The sequence below is a fragment of the Proteus sp. CA142267 genome, assembly GCF_003336825.1.
GTDB lineage: Bacteria > Pseudomonadota > Gammaproteobacteria > Enterobacterales > Enterobacteriaceae > Proteus > Proteus terrae.
The window spans coordinates 314537-333257 of record NZ_QPMG01000001.1 but is presented as its reverse complement, the minus strand read 5'-3'; the positions used below and the strand labels follow the sequence as shown (position 1 = coordinate 333257).

General features: G+C 37.1%; 20 protein-coding genes. 4 read left to right on the top strand and 16 right to left on the bottom strand.

All coding sequences use genetic code 11. The features are described from left to right. Positions 1 to 239: 239 nt before the first annotated feature. The 4 genes from C0T34_RS01555 to C0T34_RS01535 all read right to left on the bottom strand — a co-directional run bounded on the left by C0T34_RS01555 (position 240) and on the right by C0T34_RS01535 (position 3766). Positions 240 to 623 (bottom strand): DUF805 domain-containing protein, encoded by a 384-nt coding sequence (locus C0T34_RS01555; RefSeq protein WP_098942607.1) that lies wholly within the window; start codon positions 621 to 623, stop codon positions 240 to 242. 669 nt (positions 624 to 1292) lie between these two features. Further along, a complete protein-coding gene (locus C0T34_RS01545; protein ID WP_098942608.1) occupies positions 1293 to 1454 on the bottom strand; it encodes a DUF2474 domain-containing protein in 162 nt (53 codons plus the stop codon). Further along, positions 1435 to 2442, bottom strand: coding sequence for a cytochrome d ubiquinol oxidase subunit II (gene cydB, locus C0T34_RS01540; RefSeq protein WP_098942609.1), 1008 nt, complete (start codon positions 2440 to 2442; stop codon positions 1435 to 1437). The genes C0T34_RS01545 and cydB overlap by 20 nt, the downstream gene beginning before the upstream one ends. Continuing rightward, on the bottom strand, positions 2432 to 3766 hold the full coding sequence (locus C0T34_RS01535) for a cytochrome ubiquinol oxidase subunit I (RefSeq protein WP_109849590.1): 1335 nt from the start codon (positions 3764 to 3766) through the stop codon (positions 2432 to 2434). The genes cydB and C0T34_RS01535 overlap by 11 nt, the downstream gene beginning before the upstream one ends. A 137-nt stretch (positions 3767 to 3903) precedes the next feature. Between C0T34_RS01535 and C0T34_RS01530 the strand changes: the two genes are divergently transcribed. Together C0T34_RS01530 and C0T34_RS01525 are read left to right on the top strand one after the other, a co-directional pair. After that, positions 3904 to 5319 carry a PLP-dependent aminotransferase family protein gene (locus tag C0T34_RS01530; protein WP_098942611.1) on the top strand — a complete coding sequence of 472 codons (1416 nt, stop codon included), beginning with the start codon at positions 3904 to 3906 and terminating at the stop codon, positions 5317 to 5319. A 114-nt stretch (positions 5320 to 5433) separates the two neighbouring features. Then, positions 5434 to 6003, top strand: a complete 570-nt coding sequence (locus C0T34_RS01525; protein WP_098942612.1) for a HutD family protein — start codon at positions 5434 to 5436, stop codon at positions 6001 to 6003. A 56-nt stretch (positions 6004 to 6059) separates the two neighbouring features. Here the strand turns inward: C0T34_RS01525 and C0T34_RS01520 are convergent, their stop codons facing one another. Then, positions 6060 to 6671, bottom strand: coding sequence for a LysE family translocator (locus C0T34_RS01520; protein WP_098942613.1), 612 nt, complete (start codon positions 6669 to 6671; stop codon positions 6060 to 6062). A 161-nt stretch (positions 6672 to 6832) separates the two neighbouring features. Here C0T34_RS01520 and C0T34_RS01515 point away from each other — a divergent pair, with 161 nt between their 5' ends. Further along, positions 6833 to 7297 carry an Lrp/AsnC family transcriptional regulator gene (locus C0T34_RS01515; RefSeq protein WP_023582027.1) on the top strand — a complete coding sequence of 155 codons (465 nt, stop codon included), beginning with the start codon at positions 6833 to 6835 and terminating at the stop codon, positions 7295 to 7297. A 103-nt stretch (positions 7298 to 7400) separates the two neighbouring features. Here C0T34_RS01515 and C0T34_RS01510 read toward each other — a convergent pair whose 3' ends face one another. Both C0T34_RS01510 and bla read right to left on the bottom strand, forming a co-directional pair. After that, complete coding sequence (locus tag C0T34_RS01510; protein ID WP_109849589.1) at positions 7401 to 7625, bottom strand: hypothetical protein; 225 nt, start codon at positions 7623 to 7625, stop codon at positions 7401 to 7403. A gap of 181 nt (positions 7626 to 7806) precedes the next feature. Beyond that, positions 7807 to 8703, bottom strand: coding sequence for a class A beta-lactamase (gene bla, locus C0T34_RS01505; RefSeq protein WP_109849833.1), 897 nt, complete (start codon positions 8701 to 8703; stop codon positions 7807 to 7809). Positions 8704 to 8874: 171 nt separating this feature from the next. Between bla and C0T34_RS01500 the strand changes: the two genes are divergently transcribed. Further along, a complete protein-coding gene (locus C0T34_RS01500) occupies positions 8875 to 9753 on the top strand; it encodes a LysR substrate-binding domain-containing protein (RefSeq protein WP_109849832.1) in 879 nt (292 codons plus the stop codon). Between the two features lie 70 nt (positions 9754 to 9823). Here C0T34_RS01500 and lhgO read toward each other — a convergent pair whose 3' ends face one another. The 9 genes from lhgO to C0T34_RS01455 form a co-directional block, all read right to left on the bottom strand. After that, positions 9824 to 11026: an L-2-hydroxyglutarate oxidase gene (gene lhgO, locus C0T34_RS01495; protein WP_075670979.1), complete on the bottom strand. Its 1203-nt coding sequence runs from the start codon at positions 11024 to 11026 to the stop codon at positions 9824 to 9826. 15 nt (positions 11027 to 11041) lie between these two features. After that, on the bottom strand, positions 11042 to 11755 hold the full coding sequence (locus tag C0T34_RS01490; RefSeq protein ID WP_098942615.1) for a FadR/GntR family transcriptional regulator: 714 nt from the start codon (positions 11753 to 11755) through the stop codon (positions 11042 to 11044). Next, positions 11756 to 13723 (bottom strand): TRAP transporter permease, encoded by a 1968-nt coding sequence (locus C0T34_RS01485; protein ID WP_098942616.1) that lies wholly within the window; start codon positions 13721 to 13723, stop codon positions 11756 to 11758. Between the two features lie 12 nt (positions 13724 to 13735). After that, the gene (locus tag C0T34_RS01480; RefSeq protein WP_098942617.1) at positions 13736 to 14770 is read right to left on the bottom strand and encodes a TAXI family TRAP transporter solute-binding subunit; all 1035 of its coding nucleotides are present in this window, start codon (positions 14768 to 14770) and stop codon (positions 13736 to 13738) included. 413 nt (positions 14771 to 15183) lie between these two features. Continuing rightward, a complete protein-coding gene (locus C0T34_RS01475; RefSeq protein ID WP_109849588.1) occupies positions 15184 to 15696 on the bottom strand; it encodes a VTT domain-containing protein in 513 nt (170 codons plus the stop codon). 68 nt (positions 15697 to 15764) lie between these two features. Then, positions 15765 to 16586, bottom strand: a complete 822-nt coding sequence (locus C0T34_RS01470; protein ID WP_098942619.1) for an ATP-binding cassette domain-containing protein — start codon at positions 16584 to 16586, stop codon at positions 15765 to 15767. Next, positions 16570 to 17415, bottom strand: a complete 846-nt coding sequence (locus C0T34_RS01465; RefSeq protein WP_098942620.1) for an energy-coupling factor ABC transporter ATP-binding protein — start codon at positions 17413 to 17415, stop codon at positions 16570 to 16572. Before C0T34_RS01465 ends, C0T34_RS01470 begins: the two co-directional genes overlap by 17 nt. Then, positions 17406 to 18110 carry an energy-coupling factor transporter transmembrane component T gene (locus C0T34_RS01460; protein ID WP_192940870.1) on the bottom strand — a complete coding sequence of 235 codons (705 nt, stop codon included), beginning with the start codon at positions 18108 to 18110 and terminating at the stop codon, positions 17406 to 17408. The genes C0T34_RS01465 and C0T34_RS01460 overlap by 10 nt, the downstream gene beginning before the upstream one ends. Positions 18111 to 18112: 2 nt before the next feature. Continuing rightward, on the bottom strand, positions 18113 to 18694 hold the full coding sequence (locus C0T34_RS01455; RefSeq protein WP_109849587.1) for an ECF transporter S component: 582 nt from the start codon (positions 18692 to 18694) through the stop codon (positions 18113 to 18115). Positions 18695 to 18721: the final 27 nt, after the last annotated feature.

The window sequence follows — 18721 nt, the reverse complement described above, 5'->3', positions numbered from 1 at the left end:
AAAAACTTAAGGATCAATGCAATAAGCATGGTGTAATAACGTGATGTCGTTAATTAGAAACGTTAGAAGTAAGTAAAAATACCAAAGTACAATGCGGGAGGAGATGAGCCAGTGTTATTTTATTTAAAGAAAGGAATGTTTTTAGATATTTGTAATAAAGGTAGGAAAATCAATTAATACAGTGAGTAAACTTAATAGTAGGTGTACCCACTGTATTGTCATATTAATGCAACAATAGATTAAGCTTTAGGGTCTGGGCCGAATCTGTTGTCACCTTTAGTACCTTCAAGGCACATAAAGACAAAAATAATTAATCCACCAACAGCAGGAATAAATGCAAGTAAGAACATCCAACCTGATTTATCTTGGTCGTGGAAGCGACGAATAGTCACTGCAAGGCTAGGGATAATAATAGCTAAAGAGTAAATACCTAAAATGATACCAACAATTGAACCTAATCCACTCATTTCACCCGTATTCATGTCTATTGATGAAATCACAATAGCATATAGGATGGTAATAATAATGGTATTTACTAGAGTAAACATCCAATATTCTTTTCTACGAGCACGGCCTGAAAAGTTAGCGTAATTATTTTTAATGACTTCCAAATACCAATTCATGACTTCATCCTTAATTTAGTAGCAACAATACGTAAGCCTAGTGTAAGTGATCTTTCTTAGCAATTAAGATAATTCTAAATTATCGAAATATGTATTTTGAACACAAATTATCCATTACCCATACTTTTAATAGGGTGGTGGATTCAATTCTTGAATTAATCATCAGGGCATATCTAAATGACTCATTTGACGTGTCGTTATAGAATAATACAGATATGAACCTGCTAGGTGGCGATATCATAATTACTTTGGAAGCCTAATTCAACATTCATTCCAGCTTATTTCTAGAGAAGATAGTTTTTTATAGGATTGTTTATATCTTTATTTATCGAAATAAACACATGAAAAAGATTTTATCTCTTATTATTAATCAAAAATGATGTGTTTAAAGTGATTTTATCAAGGAGTTTGATTTAAATTTAGTTAATTATGGATAAGTGAAAATATTTTCTTTTGTGTTTTATGTTTATAACAAAGCAATTTATATAAAATTAGTTACTAAAAGAGTATTTAATAAGAATAGGTTAAGTTTTAATGACATTAAAGAGTCGTTCACTATCTTAAATAAAGATAAAAGGGCTGAAGATAACTTCAGCCCTTTCTTTACTTCTATTCTATAGCTTACCGTATTCGGTGCTAGTTGATTATATTGCTGTATGTATTTTGCCTTTACTTGACTTTCATTCCGGCTAACGTCATTAAAAAACGAAAGAGGGAAGAAACTGCGAATAAGGCTAAAACACTACAAAACCAAATAGTAATCAACCATCCCCATTTTTTTAATAATGAGGGCTTGGTTTGTATTTGTGGATCAGTGATAACCTTCTTCATAATTTGTTTTTCCTCTGAAAACGTAATAACTCCAGAATGTGTACACGAGAATAATTGGAATAATAAACAGTGCGCCAACTAGCATAAATCCTTGGCTTTCTGGCGGTGCGGACGCTTCTACAAAACTAATTGCAGGTGGAATAATGTTAGGCCAAATACTGATCCCTAATCCTGCAAAACCTAAGAAAATTAAAGCCAGCGCACCAAAGAAAGGCAGGTAATGTCCTTGTTTTTTCACTGAGCGTAAAATTAGCCAAGTGCTATACAACACTAAAAGAGGAACAGGTAAAAAGAAGAACAGGTTTGGTAATGTGAACCAACGTTCAGCAATTGCAGGTTGTGCTAATGGTGTCCATGCACTAACTGCTGCAATGACTGCAAGCATAACAAGTGTAAGCGGTTTAGCGACCTTATATAGACTCTGCTGTAAATGACCTTCGGTTTTCATAATTAGCCAACCACATCCTAATAAGGAATAGGCGATGACTAATCCAAATCCACAAAAGAGTGCAAAAGGGGATAACCAGTCAAAATAACTACCTGCAAAAGCGCGATTAACAACTGGCAAACCTTGAACTACGCTACCAACGACAACGCCTTGCATAAAAGTGGCTAAGATAGATCCAAAGATAAATGATTTATCCCAAAAACCTTTGTGATTGTCATCGGCTTTAAAACGAAATTCAAATGCGACACCACGAAAAATTAAGGCGACAAGCATTAATGTTAGAGGCATTGCTAAAGCATCAAGAATAACCGCGTAAGCTAATGGGAAAGCACCAAATAATGCAGCTCCGCCTAGGACTAACCATGTTTCGTTACCGTCCCACACCGGAGCAACGGTATTCATCATTAAGTCACGATCTTGGTCACTTTTAATAAATGGATAAAGCATACCGATACCAAGATCGAAACCATCCATGACAATATACATTAACGTACTAAATACGATAATGACGAACCAAATGACTGGTAAATCAATTCCCATGATAAACCTCCGGTGTACCTTTACGGATCAGTTTTAACATATAGGCATATCCAACACCGAATACGGAGCTATAAACAATTAAGAAGATCAACAGGCTAATACTCATATGCATTTCACCGTGTGCAGATACGGCATCTCGTGTTTGTTGTATGCCATAAACAACCCAAGGTTGACGTCCTACTTCGGTTGTAAACCAACCGGCAAGAATAGCGATAAGTCCTGAAGGCGCCATTAAGAAAGTTAAGCGTAAGAAAGTTTTAGATTCATAAAGTTTCTTTTTATAGCGTAGCCACGTTCCCCAAACACCGACTAAAATCATTAACATGCCAAGGCCAACCATAATGCGGAAAGACCAGAAGACAATAAGTGAGTTAGGTCTGTCTTCTTTAGGAAACTCTTTTAATGCTGGAACTTGTTTCTCTAAGCTATGGGTTAAGATCATGCTACCAAGATAAGGAATTTCTATCTTATATTTGGTTTCTTCAGCATCCATATCTGGCATACCAAAGAGAATTAACGGTGTTGCTTCTCCTGGTTCATTTTCCCAGTGACCTTCAATAGCGGCAATTTTAGCGGGTTGATGTTTTAAAGTATTTAAACCATGGACATCACCAATGAGTGCTTGAATGGGGGCTAAAATTAAAATCATCCATAAAGACATTGAAAGCATCTTTTTCATGGCGGATGTTTTATGACCTTTGAGTAGGTGCCACGAGGCAGATGCAGCAATAAAGAAGGCCGAAGCAAGGAAAGCTGCGACACCCATATGAGCAAGGCGATAAGGGAATGATGGATTGAAAATAACCGCGAGCCAATCTACGGGAACGACTTGGTTATTTATAATTTCAAACCCTTGTGGTGTTTGCATCCAACTATTTGAAGCCAAGATCCAAAACGTAGACATTAATGTACCTAATGCCACCATACAGGTCGCGAAAAAGTGAAGTTTTTCGCCTACTTTATTCCAACCAAACAGCATCACACCTAAGAAACCAGCTTCTAAGAAGAAAGCAGTAAGAACTTCATAAGTGAGTAGAGGACCTGTAATTGAGCCCGCAAAATCAGAGAAAAAGCTCCAGTTGGTTCCGAATTGATAGGCCATGACCAAACCAGAGACAACGCCCATAGCAAAGTTAACAGCGAATATTTTTGACCAAAAATGGAATAGCGTTAAATAATCCTTATTGCGAGTTTTTAACCATAAACCTTCCAATACGGCTAAAAAGCTAGCCAGTCCGATAGTAATTGCAGGGAAGATAATATGAAAAGAAACTGTGAACGCAAACTGGATACGCGCCAAATCAAAGGCACTTAACCCAAGCATAAAAAACCTCGTTATATTGATATAAAAATGTAAATTGCAGGTAAATCGTGTGGATTAGTAGACCATATGACAGTAAGCTATAATAGTGACAATAAGTTTAAAAATGACTATAACAGTTTTGAGGTAAACAGTTTTATATGACTCGATATGAACAGCTTGCAGCGCAAATACGCCAACAAATTGAAGATAATATCTGGCAATCTGGCGACCGTTTACCTTCATTGCGGGACACGGTGAAACAATCAGGTTTAAGTTTAATGACTGTTTTACAATCGTATCAGTTATTAGAAAGCCAAGGATGGATAGCTGCGCGACCACAATCCGGTTATTACGTGGCACATCGTAATAACCGTTTTGGCCAGGTGACAGCCAGCAAAGGGCTACACATGAGTGAAAATGTTGAAATAAGCACCTCTATTTTCAATGTCCTTCAAGCATGTAAAGATCCTGAAATTATTCCTTTTGGTTCTGCTTTTCCCGATCCTAGTTTATTTATTCAACCTAAATTAAGTAGTGCATTGGCTTCTGCTGCAAGACATCTAGCACCCCAAAGTTCGGTGATCAATCTACCTCCAGGAAATGAAAAGTTACGCCGTAACATTGCACAGCGCTATGCATTACAAGGAATTCATGTCTCTCCAGATGAAATTGTGATTACTGCTGGTGCAATGGAATCATTAAGTCTTAGTTTGCAAGCTGTTACCGAACCAGGTGATTGGGTTGTGATTGAATCACCTGCATTTTATGGTGCATTACAAGCCATTGAACGTTTGCGATTAAAAGCGATTGCCATTAGAACAGATCCTGTAACAGGAATTTGTTTAGATGAACTCGAAAAAGTGGTTGAGCAATACGATATTAAAGCCTGTTGGTTGATGAGCCATTGTCAAAACCCATTAGGTGGAACAATGCCTGATGAGAATAAAATAAGGTTGGTGGACATATTAGCGAAGAAACAGATAACGCTAATCGAAGACGATGTCTATGGTGAACTCTATAACAGCCAGAAAGTACCGATGCCAGTAAAAGGTTTTGATAAAACAAATAGTGTTTTACATTGTGCTTCTTTTTCTAAATGTCTTGCACCAGGATTTCGTGTGGGTTGGGTTGCGGCAGGAAAACATGCAACAAAAATACAGCAGTTGCAAATGATGAGTACAGTTTCTGCCAGTATGCCAACACAACAAGCAATAGCAGATTATTTATCACAAGGTGGTTATGATACGCATCTTCGCCGATTAAGATTATTGTTAGAACAAAGGCGTTATCGGATGTTGCAAGCGATACAAACGCATTTACCTGAAGATGTAAAAGTGAATATTCCATCAGGAGGGTATTTTCTCTGGTTAGAGTTTGAGTCAACATTTGATGCCAATAAACTCTATCACTTTGCATTAGAACGAGGTGTCAGTATTGCACCGGGTTCAATGTTTTCCACCAGCTCTCAATTTAATCATGCATTCCGTTTAAACTCTTCTTTTCAATGGAATAGTCGTACTGAAAAAGGAATGGAAATTATTGGTGAAGGATGCAGAAAATTACGACGTAAATAGCTGACGTCAGCGCACATTTTTAAAAGTTAGCTATTGATTTATTGACGGTAATCTCCAATGATTAATCCTTAACCTCATTATCAGACTGATAGCCAGATATTGCAGGAGGATACAATGAAGCTACGTTGTTTTGATCAACAAGAGTTACCGTTTATATCGTGGAATAATCAAAAAGGCACAACGCAAGAAATTGTGTGTTGGCCGGTTAATAATGATTTTTCATGGCGAGCGTGTTTAACCTCTATCGAAGAGAATAGCTCATTAGGACAGTTTCCTGACATTGAACGGCAAATGGTGCTATTAGAAGGTAATGGCATCAATTTAAATAGCCCCGGTTTTCTTAGTCATTCCGTTACGGACTCTTATCAGCCTTTTGATTTTTCAGGTGATATCCATGTTAAATCCGAACTTATTAAAGGTGGCGTAAAGTGCCTAAATATTATGGTACGTCGGACGTGCTGGAAAGCAGAAACGACCTTAGTAACACAGCCACTTATTTTGCCTAGTTCTCATGCAGGGTTAATTTATGTCACTCAAGGTGAATGGACTTTAATGGGCGCGACTTGTCAGCGTTTGTCAAAAGGACAGGGCGCTTGGTGGTTGCCTGATATTCGTGAAGGTGAAATAAGACCGTTAACCACAAATTGCCAATTATTATGGGCAGATATTCGACCACTTAAATAGAGGCATTTTTGTGGTCAAATACTGACTAGAATAATAAATAGTGCTTAGGATTAAGGCTAGTTTAAAGCCAGATTAATAGCTGCAAAAGTGAGTAATCCACCAGCAATGCCATCGTTATAGCGGCGACGTTTTTCACTTAACCCCCCTTTTAAGCCAATATAAGCAAAAAAGGTGCCGAGCAGACCATAAATAATTAAGCAAGTCGTGATAAATATCCCAGATAACAGCAATGATTGTGTTGCTACATCATTATGATTATCAATAAAGTTTGGTAAAATAGCGAGATAAACAAGTAGTCCTTTAGGATTAAGAAAACTGGTTAAAAAACCTTTACGAAATAGATGTGAAGTTTTTGAGGCATCTAGGACTAATTGACCTTTTTTGCAGGCTGATATCAACATTTTGACTGCAAGATAACTAATATAGAACACACCAACCCATTTGAGTAAATGAAATAAAATGGGTGATGTTGATACTAAGGCGGCAAGCCCTAACGCACTCAGTAATGCATGGGTTAAATAGCCTGATATAACGCCAGTATTGGCAATCCATGCTGATTTCATACCGCCAGATAGCCCTTGGGATGAGATAAAAAGAATATCGGGCCCAGGTGTGCAGATAAGCGGTAGAACAGTCAGTGCGAATAATAATAAAGTGTTAAATTCCATCTTTTCACCTGATAGAGAGAGTTTAAGAGAAATATCGTTTTTGCTGTGAAATTTAGCAGAAAGATTATATGATGTTTTCGAAAAAATCGGGTTGCTTTGTTGCTAACAAAAAGAATTAATTGGCAATAAAATTCCACAAATAGAATTAAGGTTAATCTTTGATGTCAATAAAATTAGATAAGATAGATAAACATATTTTGCAGGTGCTTCAGCGTGATGGCAAAATCCAGAACATTGAACTGGCAAAAGAGGTTGGACTCTCGCCTTCTCCTTGTCTTCGCCGTGTGCGTTTACTCGAAGAATCTGGTGTGATCACTCGTTATGTTGCTGTATTAGATGGTAGTAAGGTTGATGCAGGGTTATCTTTATTTGCAAGAATTTGGTTTAGAGCACAAGATGCTGAAACTATTGAAGAATTTGTAAAAGCTATCAAGGTATTACCTGAAGTGGTTGAATGTCATTTAATGGCTGGTGAATGTGATGCTCTTATTCGCATCGTTACTAAAGATTTAGCAACGTATCGTCGTTTTCATGCCGATTATTTAACACAAATTCCAAGCATCCAAAGTATAAAAACAGAAGTACCAATGGAAACAGTAAAAGTGAGTTTTGCTTTACCACTTTAATTTTCTACACATTTAGATTTAGTTATTTTAAATCATCACACGAGATATTTTTAATAGAGAAAGCCTCTAGTTAATTTAACGGAGGCTTTTTTATAACTGTAAATTAAACTATCCAGCTTTTAATTAACCGATATATCTCGGGTGTATAAAGCAACATACATAAAAATAATGAAGCACCAATAAAATAGAGATCAAATGACCAAGTACATAAAGAGACAATAACTAGCATTAATAGGGTAAGAATAACGATACAAAGTCGGATCTGAGTGAGCGTGATTTTACCTGCACAGGATAGTAATTCACCAATTAATTCAAATAGATCAGACATCTTACTTCCTTAAAATAAATCCATTTAATAAAAATCAGTATCTTAGGCTTGTTTATTACAGTTTAATTATTTTATCTGTATGTTATTTTACTTATATTATTATGTGTACTTGTAATAATAGAGCCAATTAATAGCTCTATTATTATATTTAATTTCTTATCTGGATTATCAATAAAGAAATTTATTTTGTTTTAGATGAATTAGATATCTCTTTTGTTACAATTTCAGCAGCTTTAGCAATAATATCTTTACGGTATTTTGCATCTTGTTCTTGTTGTGTGAAATAAACGACTAAAATTAATGGTGCATGGTTTTCAGGCCAAATAACGGCAATATCGTTAGTTGTACCATAATCACCACTGCCAGTTTTATCCCCAACAACCCAGTGTTTTGGTAAGCCCGCTTTAATACTGTGATCACCCGTTGTATTGCCTTTTAACCAAGTAACAAGTTGTTGACGTTGAGATTGACCTAGCGCGTCACCTAATGTCAGTGCTTGAAGACTTTTAGCCATCGCAATTGGAGAGGTAGTATCACGCGGATCACCATGAATTGCTGTATTTAATTCAGGCTCTTTACGATCTAGGCGATAAGTTACATCATTAATTGAGCGTGCAAATTGAGTGACTTTAGCTGGACCTTCTAAATAATCTAATATCTTATTCATTGCTGTATTATCGCTATATTGCAATGTAGCAGCACTTAATTCAGCCAGAGTCATTCCTGTTGTTAAATGTTTTTCTGTAATAGGGCTGTAAGCAACTAAGTCAGATTTTTTAATCGTAATATTCTTATCTAATAATCCGGCTTGTTTTTCACTCGCTTTTAAAACGGCAGCAACTGCCATAACTTTACTTGTACTTGCCATCGCAAAGCGTTCTTCACCACGGTATATTATTTGTGAGTTATCTTCCGTGTTGATTAATGCTACGCCTAAACGGCCTTGGCTATATTTTTCAAGCGTATTTAATTGTTCTTCAACTGTATTATTGTTGTCAGCCCATAGCATTGGTGATGCTAATAGAGATATTAATGAAACTGCGATCGCGGCTATTTGGCGAAATGTTGTTTTAAACATAGTCATTGTTGCTCATATTAAGTTAATAAAGAAAATCTCAATATAAATAGACAGTTATTGGGTAGATATAGAGCCGTTTATTTATAAGGTGCAATATCCTATTTAATTGATTTATTGACAATCGATAATAAATCACCTTAGCTTATAGAAAATCTAATGGCTAAGAATATTATGCGAACACATCTCCCCTTAAATGCACTGCGTGCATTTGAAGCTTCTGCAAGACATCTTAATTTCACCAAAGCAGCATTAGAGCTGTATGTCACTCAAGGTGCTGTTAGCCAACAAGTGAGAATGTTAGAAGAGCGACTTGGTGTTGTTCTTTTTAAGCGTTTGCCGAGAGGCTTAGAAATGACGGATGATGCTCAAATCTTATTTTCTGTATTAACAACGGCTTTTAGTGATATTGAGCGTGTATTTAAGCAATTTGAACGTGGTGAATATCGCGATGTTGTTTCAATTGCGGCTGTCGGCACATTTGCAGTGGGATGGCTATTACCTAGGTTAGCCGAATTTAGGCAGTTATATCCAAGAATAGAAGTGAATTTAAGAACAAATAATAATGTGGTTAATTTGGCTACTGAAGGATTAGATTTTGCTATTCGATTTGGTGAAGGTTTATGGCCATTAACACATAACAATGCGTTATTTTCTGCGCCATTAACAGTATTGTGTTCATCAGGTACAGCGAAACGGTTACAACATCCAACTGATTTAATAAATGAAAACTTGTATCGCTCTTATCGAGAAGATGAGTGGTTACAATGGTTTGAAAAAGCAGATATGTCGCCTATAAAAATAACGGGCTCTATTTTTGACTCTTCACGCTTAATGATTGAAAGCGCTATTTATGAAGGAGGCGTTGCATTAGCACCAGCCAAAATGTTTTCAAGAGAAATTGAAAATGGCCAGTTAGTGCAACCGTTTAAAATAGAAGTTGAAATGGGAAAATATTGGCTAACATATTTAAAATCAAAACCGATGACAGCATCAATGGAAATATTTCGGCAATGGTTAATGAGTGAAGCGTTAAAAGAATGCAGTGAGTGATATAAAAATAAAAAGCACTGATTAATTTCAGTGCTATTTGTTATTTTTACTCACAGTATATTTTTTTCAATTACAAAGAAAAATGCTCTTTTACTATTTCTCTGCCTATTTCAATAGACGCTGTTGCAGCAGGTGATGGAGCATTACAAACATGCAGTGAACGTTTACCTTTTACAAAATGGAAATCATCTACTAATTTCCCTTCACGAGTTAATGCTTGGGCTCGAACACCGGCAGGGCCCGGATGGATATCTGCTTCACGTAAATCAGGAATGAGTTTTTGTGCATTTGCGGTAAATAATTTACGTGAATATGAGCGGCGAAGCTCTGCCATTCCTTCACCTAAATAATTTCCAGCAATTTTCCAAAATCCTTTATAAGTGAGAACTTCGGCAAGATCTTTTAAGTTAATGTCGCTTTTTTTATAACCTTCACGCTTAAAAGCTAATACCGCATTAGGTCCAACGTCACGATGTCCGTTATACATGCGTGTAAAGTGCACACCTAAGAAAGGAAAATCGGGGTTAGGAACAGGGTAGATCAGATGATTTACTAAGTAGTTTTTATTAGTATTAAGCATAAAATATTCACCACGGAATGGGACTATTTTCATACCTGTGTCATAACCTGCCATTTTAGCAATACGATCACTAAATAAACCGGCACAATTAATTAACCATCTGCCTGTAAATTGGTTATTGGATGTTGTAACCGTGACAGTATCATCGGTTTCATTAATTGCTGTAACCGCTTGTCCAAATGCAAATTCGCCACCACGAGATTGAATAATTTCAACGTGTTTTGCTGCAATTTCAGGATAATTCACAATACCCGCATCAGGGACTAATAGGGCAGCAATACCATTAACATAAGGCTCTCTGACTTTAAGTTCTGCTTCAGTCATTTTGATAACTTCAAGTCCGTTTTCAATGCCACGTTGATAAATATTTTCTAAGGCTTGTAACTCTTTTTCATTAGTAGCAACAATGACTTTGCCACAACGATCATAATAGAGATTATGTTGTTGGCAAAATGCATACGTTGTGATGTTGCCTTGTTTTGCTAACCTCGCTTTAAGACTCCCTGGCGTGTAATAAATACCGGAATGAACAACATTACTGTTATGCCCACTTTGGTGAACAGCAGGGCCAGATTCTTTATCAATTACTAGTAATTTTAGCTCGGGTTGACTCTCTTGTAGTGCACTTGCAACCCCTAATCCGACTAATCCCGCACCAATAATAATCACGTCATAAGTCATAATATTATCCATTTTATAAATTTTAAATTAACAGGGTTCTTGTTGTAAGCGCTTTAATTTGCCGCGTACATTGGTTAAATGAAGACGCATTCTATGGCTTGTTTCATCGTGATCTTGTTGGCGTATTGACTCGAGAATTGCCTCATGTTCTGCAATTACTCGCTCAATTTCAGTATCTCGTCCTTTGTTTTTACTTAACGAATACATTAATACGCCAAGGTAGAGTTCGTGTAAGTTATCTAAGATCTGAACAAAAAAGGGATTATGTGAAGCAATCATAATCGAACGATGAAATTGATAATCTTCTTTATGACCAATGCTTTTGTTTTGTCTTGTCGCCAAAACAAAAGCGTCATGGGCATTTTCGATAGCGCGTAATTCTTCTGGTGTTCGACGTAAAGCGGCAATAGCTGCCGCTTCATGTTCAATGACCTCGCGCATTTCAAGCAGTGAATCTATCTCTTCAGGGCAAGCTATTTCCATAACTAATGGCTCATATTTACTGAGTATAGAATGGTCAATTACACGGCGACCGCCCCCTTGGCGTGAAGTTACAATGCCACTGGCTTCTAAGACACCTAATGCTTCTCTGATGGGGACTCGACTGACGCCAAAGGCGTCAGCAAGTACATTTTCAGAGGGTAACTTTTCACCAATAGGGTATGTCCCGTTACTAATATTTTGCTTTATCTGCTCAAGAATTTGATGTGACGCTTTTTGGCGTGAGATCTTTTGTATCATCTAGTTTTCTCCAGATGCATGCCTCATATTGGCTAAATGTTTTTTAGACCGTAATAAATGGAATGCACCGGTTAATAGGATCAAGGCGACACCTAAAAGGTCGGTATATAAGCCCGGTTTAATCATTAGAATTGCCGCTACTGCAAATGCAATACGCTCAAACCACGTTGTTTTAATCATCCAGAAGTTTGCCGTTGCGATACTTAGTGCATAAATTCCGATTAATGCACTAATAATCATTAATCCAATAGAAAGTACACCTAAATTATCACCTTGCATCAATAAAGCAGGGTTATAAACTAAAATAAATGGAATGATAAAACCTGGAAGTGCTAAACGAACTGCATCCCATGATGTTTGCATAGGATCGGCTCTTGCAATACTGGCTGCGGTATAACTTGCTAATGCCACAGGTGGTGTAATATTGGATAAAGCACCAAACCAGAAAACAAAGAAGTGAGCCGCTAAAGGCATTACACCCGCTTTAATTAAAATAGGTGACACTGTAACAGCTACGACAATATATAATGCTGTTGAAGGTAAACCCATACTTAATACAATACACACCAGCATAACGACTAATAAGATCATCCATAATGTGTTATCTGTCATTGAGACAATATTAAATGCTAATGTTGCACCGATACCTGTCATTGTAACAACACAGATAATGACACCTATGGCAGCACAAGCGACAGTCACTTGAACAGAGCCACGAGCAGCTTCAGCCAAGGCATCGGCCACTTTAGTTAACGTCATACGGACTGATTTATCAGGTGTAATCCAGCTTGCAACAATAATAGTTAGAATACCTAAGAAACCTGCATAAATAGGTGTTTTGCCCACTAATAAGGTGCCAATAACAATAACTAAAGGCAATAATAATAAACCACGCGCTTTTAATACCGCTTTAACTTGTGGGATATTCTCTTTACTTAAACCTTTTAATCCTTGTTTTTTAGCTTCGATATCAATCGCCATAATTAATGCTGCGTAATACAACAACGCTGGAATAATCGCGGCAATAACAATCGTAGTATAAGAAATGCCCAAAAAACCCGCCATAATAAATGCAGCAGCACCCATAATAGGTGGCATTATCATACCGCCCGTTGATGCAGTTGCTTCTACAGCACCCGCAAAGCGAGGTGTTAATCCAATGCTTTTCATTAAAGGAATGGTAAAGGTACCGGTTGTCGCTACGTTGGCGACAGCACTTCCACTTAATGAACCGGTTAATGCAGATGAAATAACAGCAACTTGAGCAGGACCACCACGGCGACGACCCGCAAGAGCAAGTGCTAAGTCATTAAATAGCGCTGTTGCGCCACTCACACTTAAGAACGAGCCAAAAAGAATAAAGACAACAATTGCTGTAGAGGCTGTTGAAAGGGTGATCCCAAAGATACCTTCACTGGTCATAAATAAGCGGTATAACAATCTTTCTACAGAAAATCCTGCATGACCGAAAATACCCATAAAATACTGACCAAATAAAGCGTAGATAATGGCAAATGTGGCAAGTCCTGGAATAAAGTAGCCAGTGGTTCTTCTTGCTGCTTCAAACAGTACAATAATTCCCAATATAGCCATGACATAATCGGTCGTATTTGGAATACTTTTCCTTACAACGTGAAGATCAACATAATTAAAGAAAAAGTAGCCATAACTGATTAATGTTAAAGCAATAAAAAGATAATCCCATCCATTAAATTTAGGCGTTGAAAAACGCTTAGAGAATGGAAACAAAATAAAACCTAAAATTAAAATACCGCTAAGAAAAATAGTATTACGGTAAAACTCTTGAGTATTTGATAATGCGTTGGAATAAATAGCATAAAGCGAAATTAATATTGCAAGAGTTGTGGTAATTTTCAGGTAAATACCTGCAAGTTGGCGATTGCCGGAGCTTGCTTCTTTATCTAATGCAGGTGGCTCTACCGGAGTTAGGTGGTCATTGTTAGTCATAACTCACTCCTGTTATTTATTATTAGTCTGCGTTTGAGCTTCTGGTGGAATAAGATAATCAGGGATCTCTAATCCAATTTCTTTGTAGTAGCGGTAAGCCCCTAAATGTAATGGTACAGAAACACCTTTTAATGCATTTTCTGTGGTGATGTACTTGGCTGCGCTATGAACTTGATGAACCTCAGGCAGGTTCTCAAACATGGTTTTTGTCAGCTCATAAATTAAATCATTATCAATGCTGGTTGTGGTCATTAAGATATTAGGTTGAGCAATCGTATTGACCATTTCTGTTTGACGAGGGTAGGTGTTGGCGGGTATTTCAAATCGAAACCATGAATTTGCCACATGATTGATATCATCAAGTTGCTTATCTGTGACTTCGAGTAATTTTGCACTGACACCACTTGCATACATATCAGTTACCGCTGAAGCAGGCACACCAGCAGGTAATGCGCCACCATCAAGGCGACCATCCCGCATGGCAGAAACCGTATCACCGTATCCAAGATATTCTGGAGTGATATCTTTCTTGGTTAAATTAACGCCTTTAAGAATAATAATTGTAGATTGTTCAGTACCGCTGGCTTGAGGGCCAACAGAAAAACTTGTTGCACGAATATCGTCTAATGTGCCTGTTTTTACTTTGTTGTCCATTAAAACAAAGTGCTCAACATTGGGCCATAACATAGAGATTGAACGAAGATCTTTTTCTGGTTTACCTTCAAAATTACGCACGCCTTCATAGGCTTCTACGGCTAAAAGGCTTTGTAGTATTGAAAGTTGAGCTTCATTTTTCTGCATTAAATAGATATTTTCTATTGAACCGGCAGAAGATTGTCCAGTTACTTGAACGCCTCTATCCTTAAGATGCGTACTCCATACGTTTGCTAAACCCACTCCCATCGGATAATACGTTCCTCCTGTTGAAGCGGTTGCTACAGAGAGAAATTGTTTATTCGCATTCTCTTTTTTGCCGATTACTGCTAATGAGACAACAGCAATAACAGCAACAATACCGATGGCAAGCTTTGTTTTTCTTATTCTCATGATGTTGTTCCTGTACATAAAAACGCAGGTGAATGTTTCACACTAACTTGTATACAACATGACAACTTTTATAGAAATAAGGAGCGTTAAGAAATTGTGAAGTGGCGTAATGAATTTAAAACAATAAAATAACAATTTGTGATCAGCATAGTAATTATGCAATTTTTAATCATAATTATGGTGATAATCATAAAACACAAAAGAAAATATCAATAACTTGCTAGAGAAACGATAAAATGAGCTAAAAAATAACCTATTTATCGATAATAAAAAATAAAATGAAAAAACAGAGGATCAGAAAATCGTTAAATAATTCGATAAAAAAGAGGATAAATAGACTATTTTTAGTGTTAAGAAGATAAATAATGGTTAGCAGTAAAGCTTGGTAGTAAGCTTAGTCGTAATTAAAACACTTATAAGGTAATGGAAAGCACGCCTGTTGCAATCAGTACAAACATAGCTGACCAAATTAATGCAGAAATAGCGCTGGTGATGTAAATACCGTATGTGGGTAGTTTTAATAGGCCGGCACTAAAAGGCGTTAAATAACGAAATACAGCGAGGAATCGAGAGATAAATAAAATATAGTGGGTCTTATTTTTTAATAACTGTTGAACTCGATTAATTTTTGATTGATAACGCTTAACCCATGCCTTGAGTCGAGGAAATCGACAAATAGAACGACCTAATTCATAGCTAATAATCGAGCCTAATAGTGCACCACAACTGGTTGCTAGCCAAAGAAAAATAGGTGAGTAAAGAGGCAAACAGGCACCAAAAATAAAGATCAGCATTAAAGATGCAGGAGGTAAGAATGAAGAAATACCAATAGTCGATTTTCCTGCTGTGATTAAGGTAATAGAGAGAAAAAGTGTAATAGGAGATAAATGACCTAACGAGTCTAATAGAGTGTGAATAATTTCCATTTTATTATCTCCAACAACAAAATAAACAACATCGAACGCTAATAATAGAGAGATAAACCTTAAGATTATTATGAGTTAATTTTATGATTTTTATTTATTTCAACTAACATTTTAGCCCATTCAATAGGGGAATTTTTAGTTGGTAATTTTAATTTTTGGCTTAATGAGTATAGCGTAGGTGCAGGTATATCCGAAAGAGATTGCAATGTTGAGCTCATTAATACCTTTTCAGGTACGTCATCAGCAATTAATTTACCTGAAGATAAATGAATGACTCGCTGAAAATGGCGTGCAGTAAAGTCCAGATCATGGCTAATAGCAAGAACAGATGTCCCTAATGTTTTTTGTACTTGAAGCCAATTTTCAAAACAAGTTAGCCAATGTGCATCAAAATCGCGAGTAGGCTCATCAAGCAGTAATATTTGAGGAGATAGAATACTTAAACTGGCGACGGCAACCATTCTGCGCTGACCTGCGTGTAAATCTAAAGGATGAACATCAGCAACATCACTTAAACCACAAAGCATTAATGTTTCATCTAAACGTTTTTTAATTTCATCTTTAGAAAATTTGCGTTGTTTCAGACCAAAAGCGACTTCTTTTTCTACTGTATTATGAAATATTTGTCGTTCAGGCTCTTGGAATAATACACCAATATATTGAGCACGTTGCTCGGCTTTCATTTGAGATAATGACTGATTATTGAGTTTTACCTCACCTTCATTGGGTGTTAATAATCCCGCAATTAAACGTAATAAGGTTGATTTACCCGCACCATTATCACCAACGAGTGCTACCCATTCACCTTGATCTAACGTTAAAGATAATTGAGAAATACAGGATGGAACATCTTCACTCCAACGATAGGACACTTTATCCAGCTGTAGCATAAAACTCCTTAAAAGCCTTAAGCAAAGCTTTATCGTTATTTACAATATTTTTGTTCCAATAATGGTTTTCAACTAACCAATTTAAAGCTTGCCATGAATCAGGAGCATTAATTGTTGAAAATAAGAAAGGAAATATATCTTCTAAGGCGCCTGTTGCTTTTGTTTTTCCTACTTCTAACAATAAAAATTGTTCACTAAGCGTTATTGCAGGTAATAAGTTACGTTCAAAAATAATCACACTGCATTTATGTTCTTCTGAATATTGTTTTATACGTTGTTGTAATTGTTGTGTCGCATTAGGCGTTAAACGACTAAATGCTTCATCAAGTAATAATAATTTGGGGTGCATGGCAAGGGCACTTGCAATCACAACTCGCTGAGCTTCTCCGCCCGAAAGTGTAGAAGGGTGGCGAAAACGTAAACTGTCGCATTGTGTTAATACCATTGCTTCTTTTACACGAAATCGAACTTCATTATCGCTTAATCCTAAGTTTTCAGGACCAAAAGCAATCTCTTGTTCTACAGTAAAAGCACAGCCTGAGAGCTGTAATTGGGGGGATTGTTGAACGAGTTGTCGTCCTGGGGCCAGCGACACTAATCGGCTTTTATCTAGAGCAATATTTTGTACAATTCCCAAACCTTGCACTGAGCCTGTTAATAAATCGGGATACCAACCTGCTAGTAATTGGGCAAGAAGGCTTTTTCCACTGCCATTACCTCCCAAAACAACAAGCCATTCTCCTTGTTTTAATTGCAAATTAATAGGGCCAATAATCGGTTGCTCATCACCTTTAAGGGTAAAACTAAATTGCTGAAGACTTAGTACCATAGCCAAATAGCTCCTTCAACAAAGATAAGCAGTAAAATCAAATAGCGGAACATCTTTTGTAGTGGTGTATCAGCAGGAGGAGAAAGCGTAGTTCGTTTTGCAATAATACGAAACCCTCGCATATCTAATGCAGCACTACGAATAGTTAAGTCACTTAATACATGGCTAATAAGTGGCAAGATAATGGCAGGCAATGTTATTAGACGTTGCCAAAATGAACCATCAAGAGGAACACCTCGCGCTAATTGTGCTTCTCTTATATTATGTAATTGTTGGCGTAATTGTTCTACAAGCAGTAAAGGCCCTGCTAATAAATAGGAAAGGCTCATAGGTAGGCGGCTAGCAAATAAAGCTCTGATAAATTGTTCGGTTGAAGTGTACTGCAACCACAATTGAGCACTGCTTATTATTGCTAATAATCTTAGCCATAGCGTTATTGCCATAGTTTGTTTACTGGTATCTAAAATGCCACCTGTTAACCAATATGCAAGCCAACCGCTATGAACTAACCATAAGCCTATTGCCATTGGGATCATCAACCATGTGATAAAGCGCCAACGCCAGCGAGAGGCTTTCCAAAGTAATAAGCTAATAAAAGTACCACTGCTGATAATCAGCAGTGGTAAGCTTAATGATAAAAAAAGCACACTAGCACTTAGCCAAAGCCATAATGCCAATGAGGTAAAGGGATGCATTATCAGCGAACCTTAGCCATTGCAGGGAAATTACGTTGTGTTCTTTGTGGTAATTGACGTACTAATAACCAAGCAATAATTGCTGATAATATTTTATCGGCAAGATTTGCACCTAATACAGTAATTGCAACAGATTCAATAAGCCCTTCACCAACAGCATGAAAATAAGCGACAAAGAAATCTGCGCCACTTCCAGTTGCACCACCAAATAAATAAGTACGAATTGGAACAGCGACAATCATCAGCGCTAAAGTAATGACAACGCCTGAGCCAACAACGCGAATTAAAGAGCGAAAACCGCCTGCACGCGCTAATAAACCTGCACTTAATCCTATCATCATGGCAACAGGTGCAAATGCGGCAGCCATTGGACCACTAATTAATCCCCATAATAGGTTGGTTAATAATCCAGTAAATAATGCAACCCACGGCCCACCTAATAGTGCACAGATAAGCGTGCCAATAGAGTCTAAAAAGATAGGAAGTTTGACCATAGAGGTGATTTGACCACCGATCATATTTATTGCAATAGAAACAACAATGAGCACAAGAGTACGGCTCGAAATTTGAGGAGTTGTAGACATAGTTTAAAAACCTTTACAAAGGATAGT

What these genes read in the sequence shown, in the direction of transcription:
- C0T34_RS01460 (WP_192940870.1), bottom strand. Translation starts at nt 18,110, where the DNA reads ATGCATCCCTTTACCTCATTGGCATTATGGCTTTGGCTAAGTGCTAGT.
- C0T34_RS01525 (WP_098942612.1), top strand. Translation starts at nt 5,434, where the DNA reads ATGAAGCTACGTTGTTTTGATCAACAAGAGTTACCGTTTATATCGTGG.
- C0T34_RS01510 (WP_109849589.1), bottom strand. Translation starts at nt 7,625, where the DNA reads ATGTCTGATCTATTTGAATTAATTGGTGAATTACTATCCTGTGCAGGT.
- C0T34_RS01490 (WP_098942615.1), bottom strand. Translation starts at nt 11,755, where the DNA reads ATGATACAAAAGATCTCACGCCAAAAAGCGTCACATCAAATTCTTGAG.
- C0T34_RS01455 (WP_109849587.1), bottom strand. Translation starts at nt 18,694, where the DNA reads ATGTCTACAACTCCTCAAATTTCGAGCCGTACTCTTGTGCTCATTGTT.
- C0T34_RS01470 (WP_098942619.1), bottom strand. Translation starts at nt 16,586, where the DNA reads ATGCTACAGCTGGATAAAGTGTCCTATCGTTGGAGTGAAGATGTTCCA.
- C0T34_RS01465 (WP_098942620.1), bottom strand. Translation starts at nt 17,415, where the DNA reads ATGGTACTAAGTCTTCAGCAATTTAGTTTTACCCTTAAAGGTGATGAG.
- C0T34_RS01530 (WP_098942611.1), top strand. Translation starts at nt 3,904, where the DNA reads ATGACTCGATATGAACAGCTTGCAGCGCAAATACGCCAACAAATTGAA.
- bla (WP_109849833.1), bottom strand. Translation starts at nt 8,703, where the DNA reads ATGTTTAAAACAACATTTCGCCAAATAGCCGCGATCGCAGTTTCATTA.
- C0T34_RS01475 (WP_109849588.1), bottom strand. Translation starts at nt 15,696, where the DNA reads ATGGAAATTATTCACACTCTATTAGACTCGTTAGGTCATTTATCTCCT.
- C0T34_RS01520 (WP_098942613.1), bottom strand. Translation starts at nt 6,671, where the DNA reads ATGGAATTTAACACTTTATTATTATTCGCACTGACTGTTCTACCGCTT.
- lhgO (WP_075670979.1), bottom strand. Translation starts at nt 11,026, where the DNA reads ATGGATAATATTATGACTTATGACGTGATTATTATTGGTGCGGGATTA.
- C0T34_RS01485 (WP_098942616.1), bottom strand. Translation starts at nt 13,723, where the DNA reads ATGACTAACAATGACCACCTAACTCCGGTAGAGCCACCTGCATTAGAT.
- C0T34_RS01545 (WP_098942608.1), bottom strand. Translation starts at nt 1,454, where the DNA reads ATGAAGAAGGTTATCACTGATCCACAAATACAAACCAAGCCCTCATTA.
- cydB (WP_098942609.1), bottom strand. Translation starts at nt 2,442, where the DNA reads ATGGGAATTGATTTACCAGTCATTTGGTTCGTCATTATCGTATTTAGT.
- C0T34_RS01500 (WP_109849832.1), top strand. Translation starts at nt 8,875, where the DNA reads ATGCGAACACATCTCCCCTTAAATGCACTGCGTGCATTTGAAGCTTCT.
- C0T34_RS01555 (WP_098942607.1), bottom strand. Translation starts at nt 623, where the DNA reads ATGAATTGGTATTTGGAAGTCATTAAAAATAATTACGCTAACTTTTCA.
- C0T34_RS01515 (WP_023582027.1), top strand. Translation starts at nt 6,833, where the DNA reads ATGTCAATAAAATTAGATAAGATAGATAAACATATTTTGCAGGTGCTT.
- C0T34_RS01535 (WP_109849590.1), bottom strand. Translation starts at nt 3,766, where the DNA reads ATGCTTGGGTTAAGTGCCTTTGATTTGGCGCGTATCCAGTTTGCGTTC.
- C0T34_RS01480 (WP_098942617.1), bottom strand. Translation starts at nt 14,770, where the DNA reads ATGAGAATAAGAAAAACAAAGCTTGCCATCGGTATTGTTGCTGTTATT.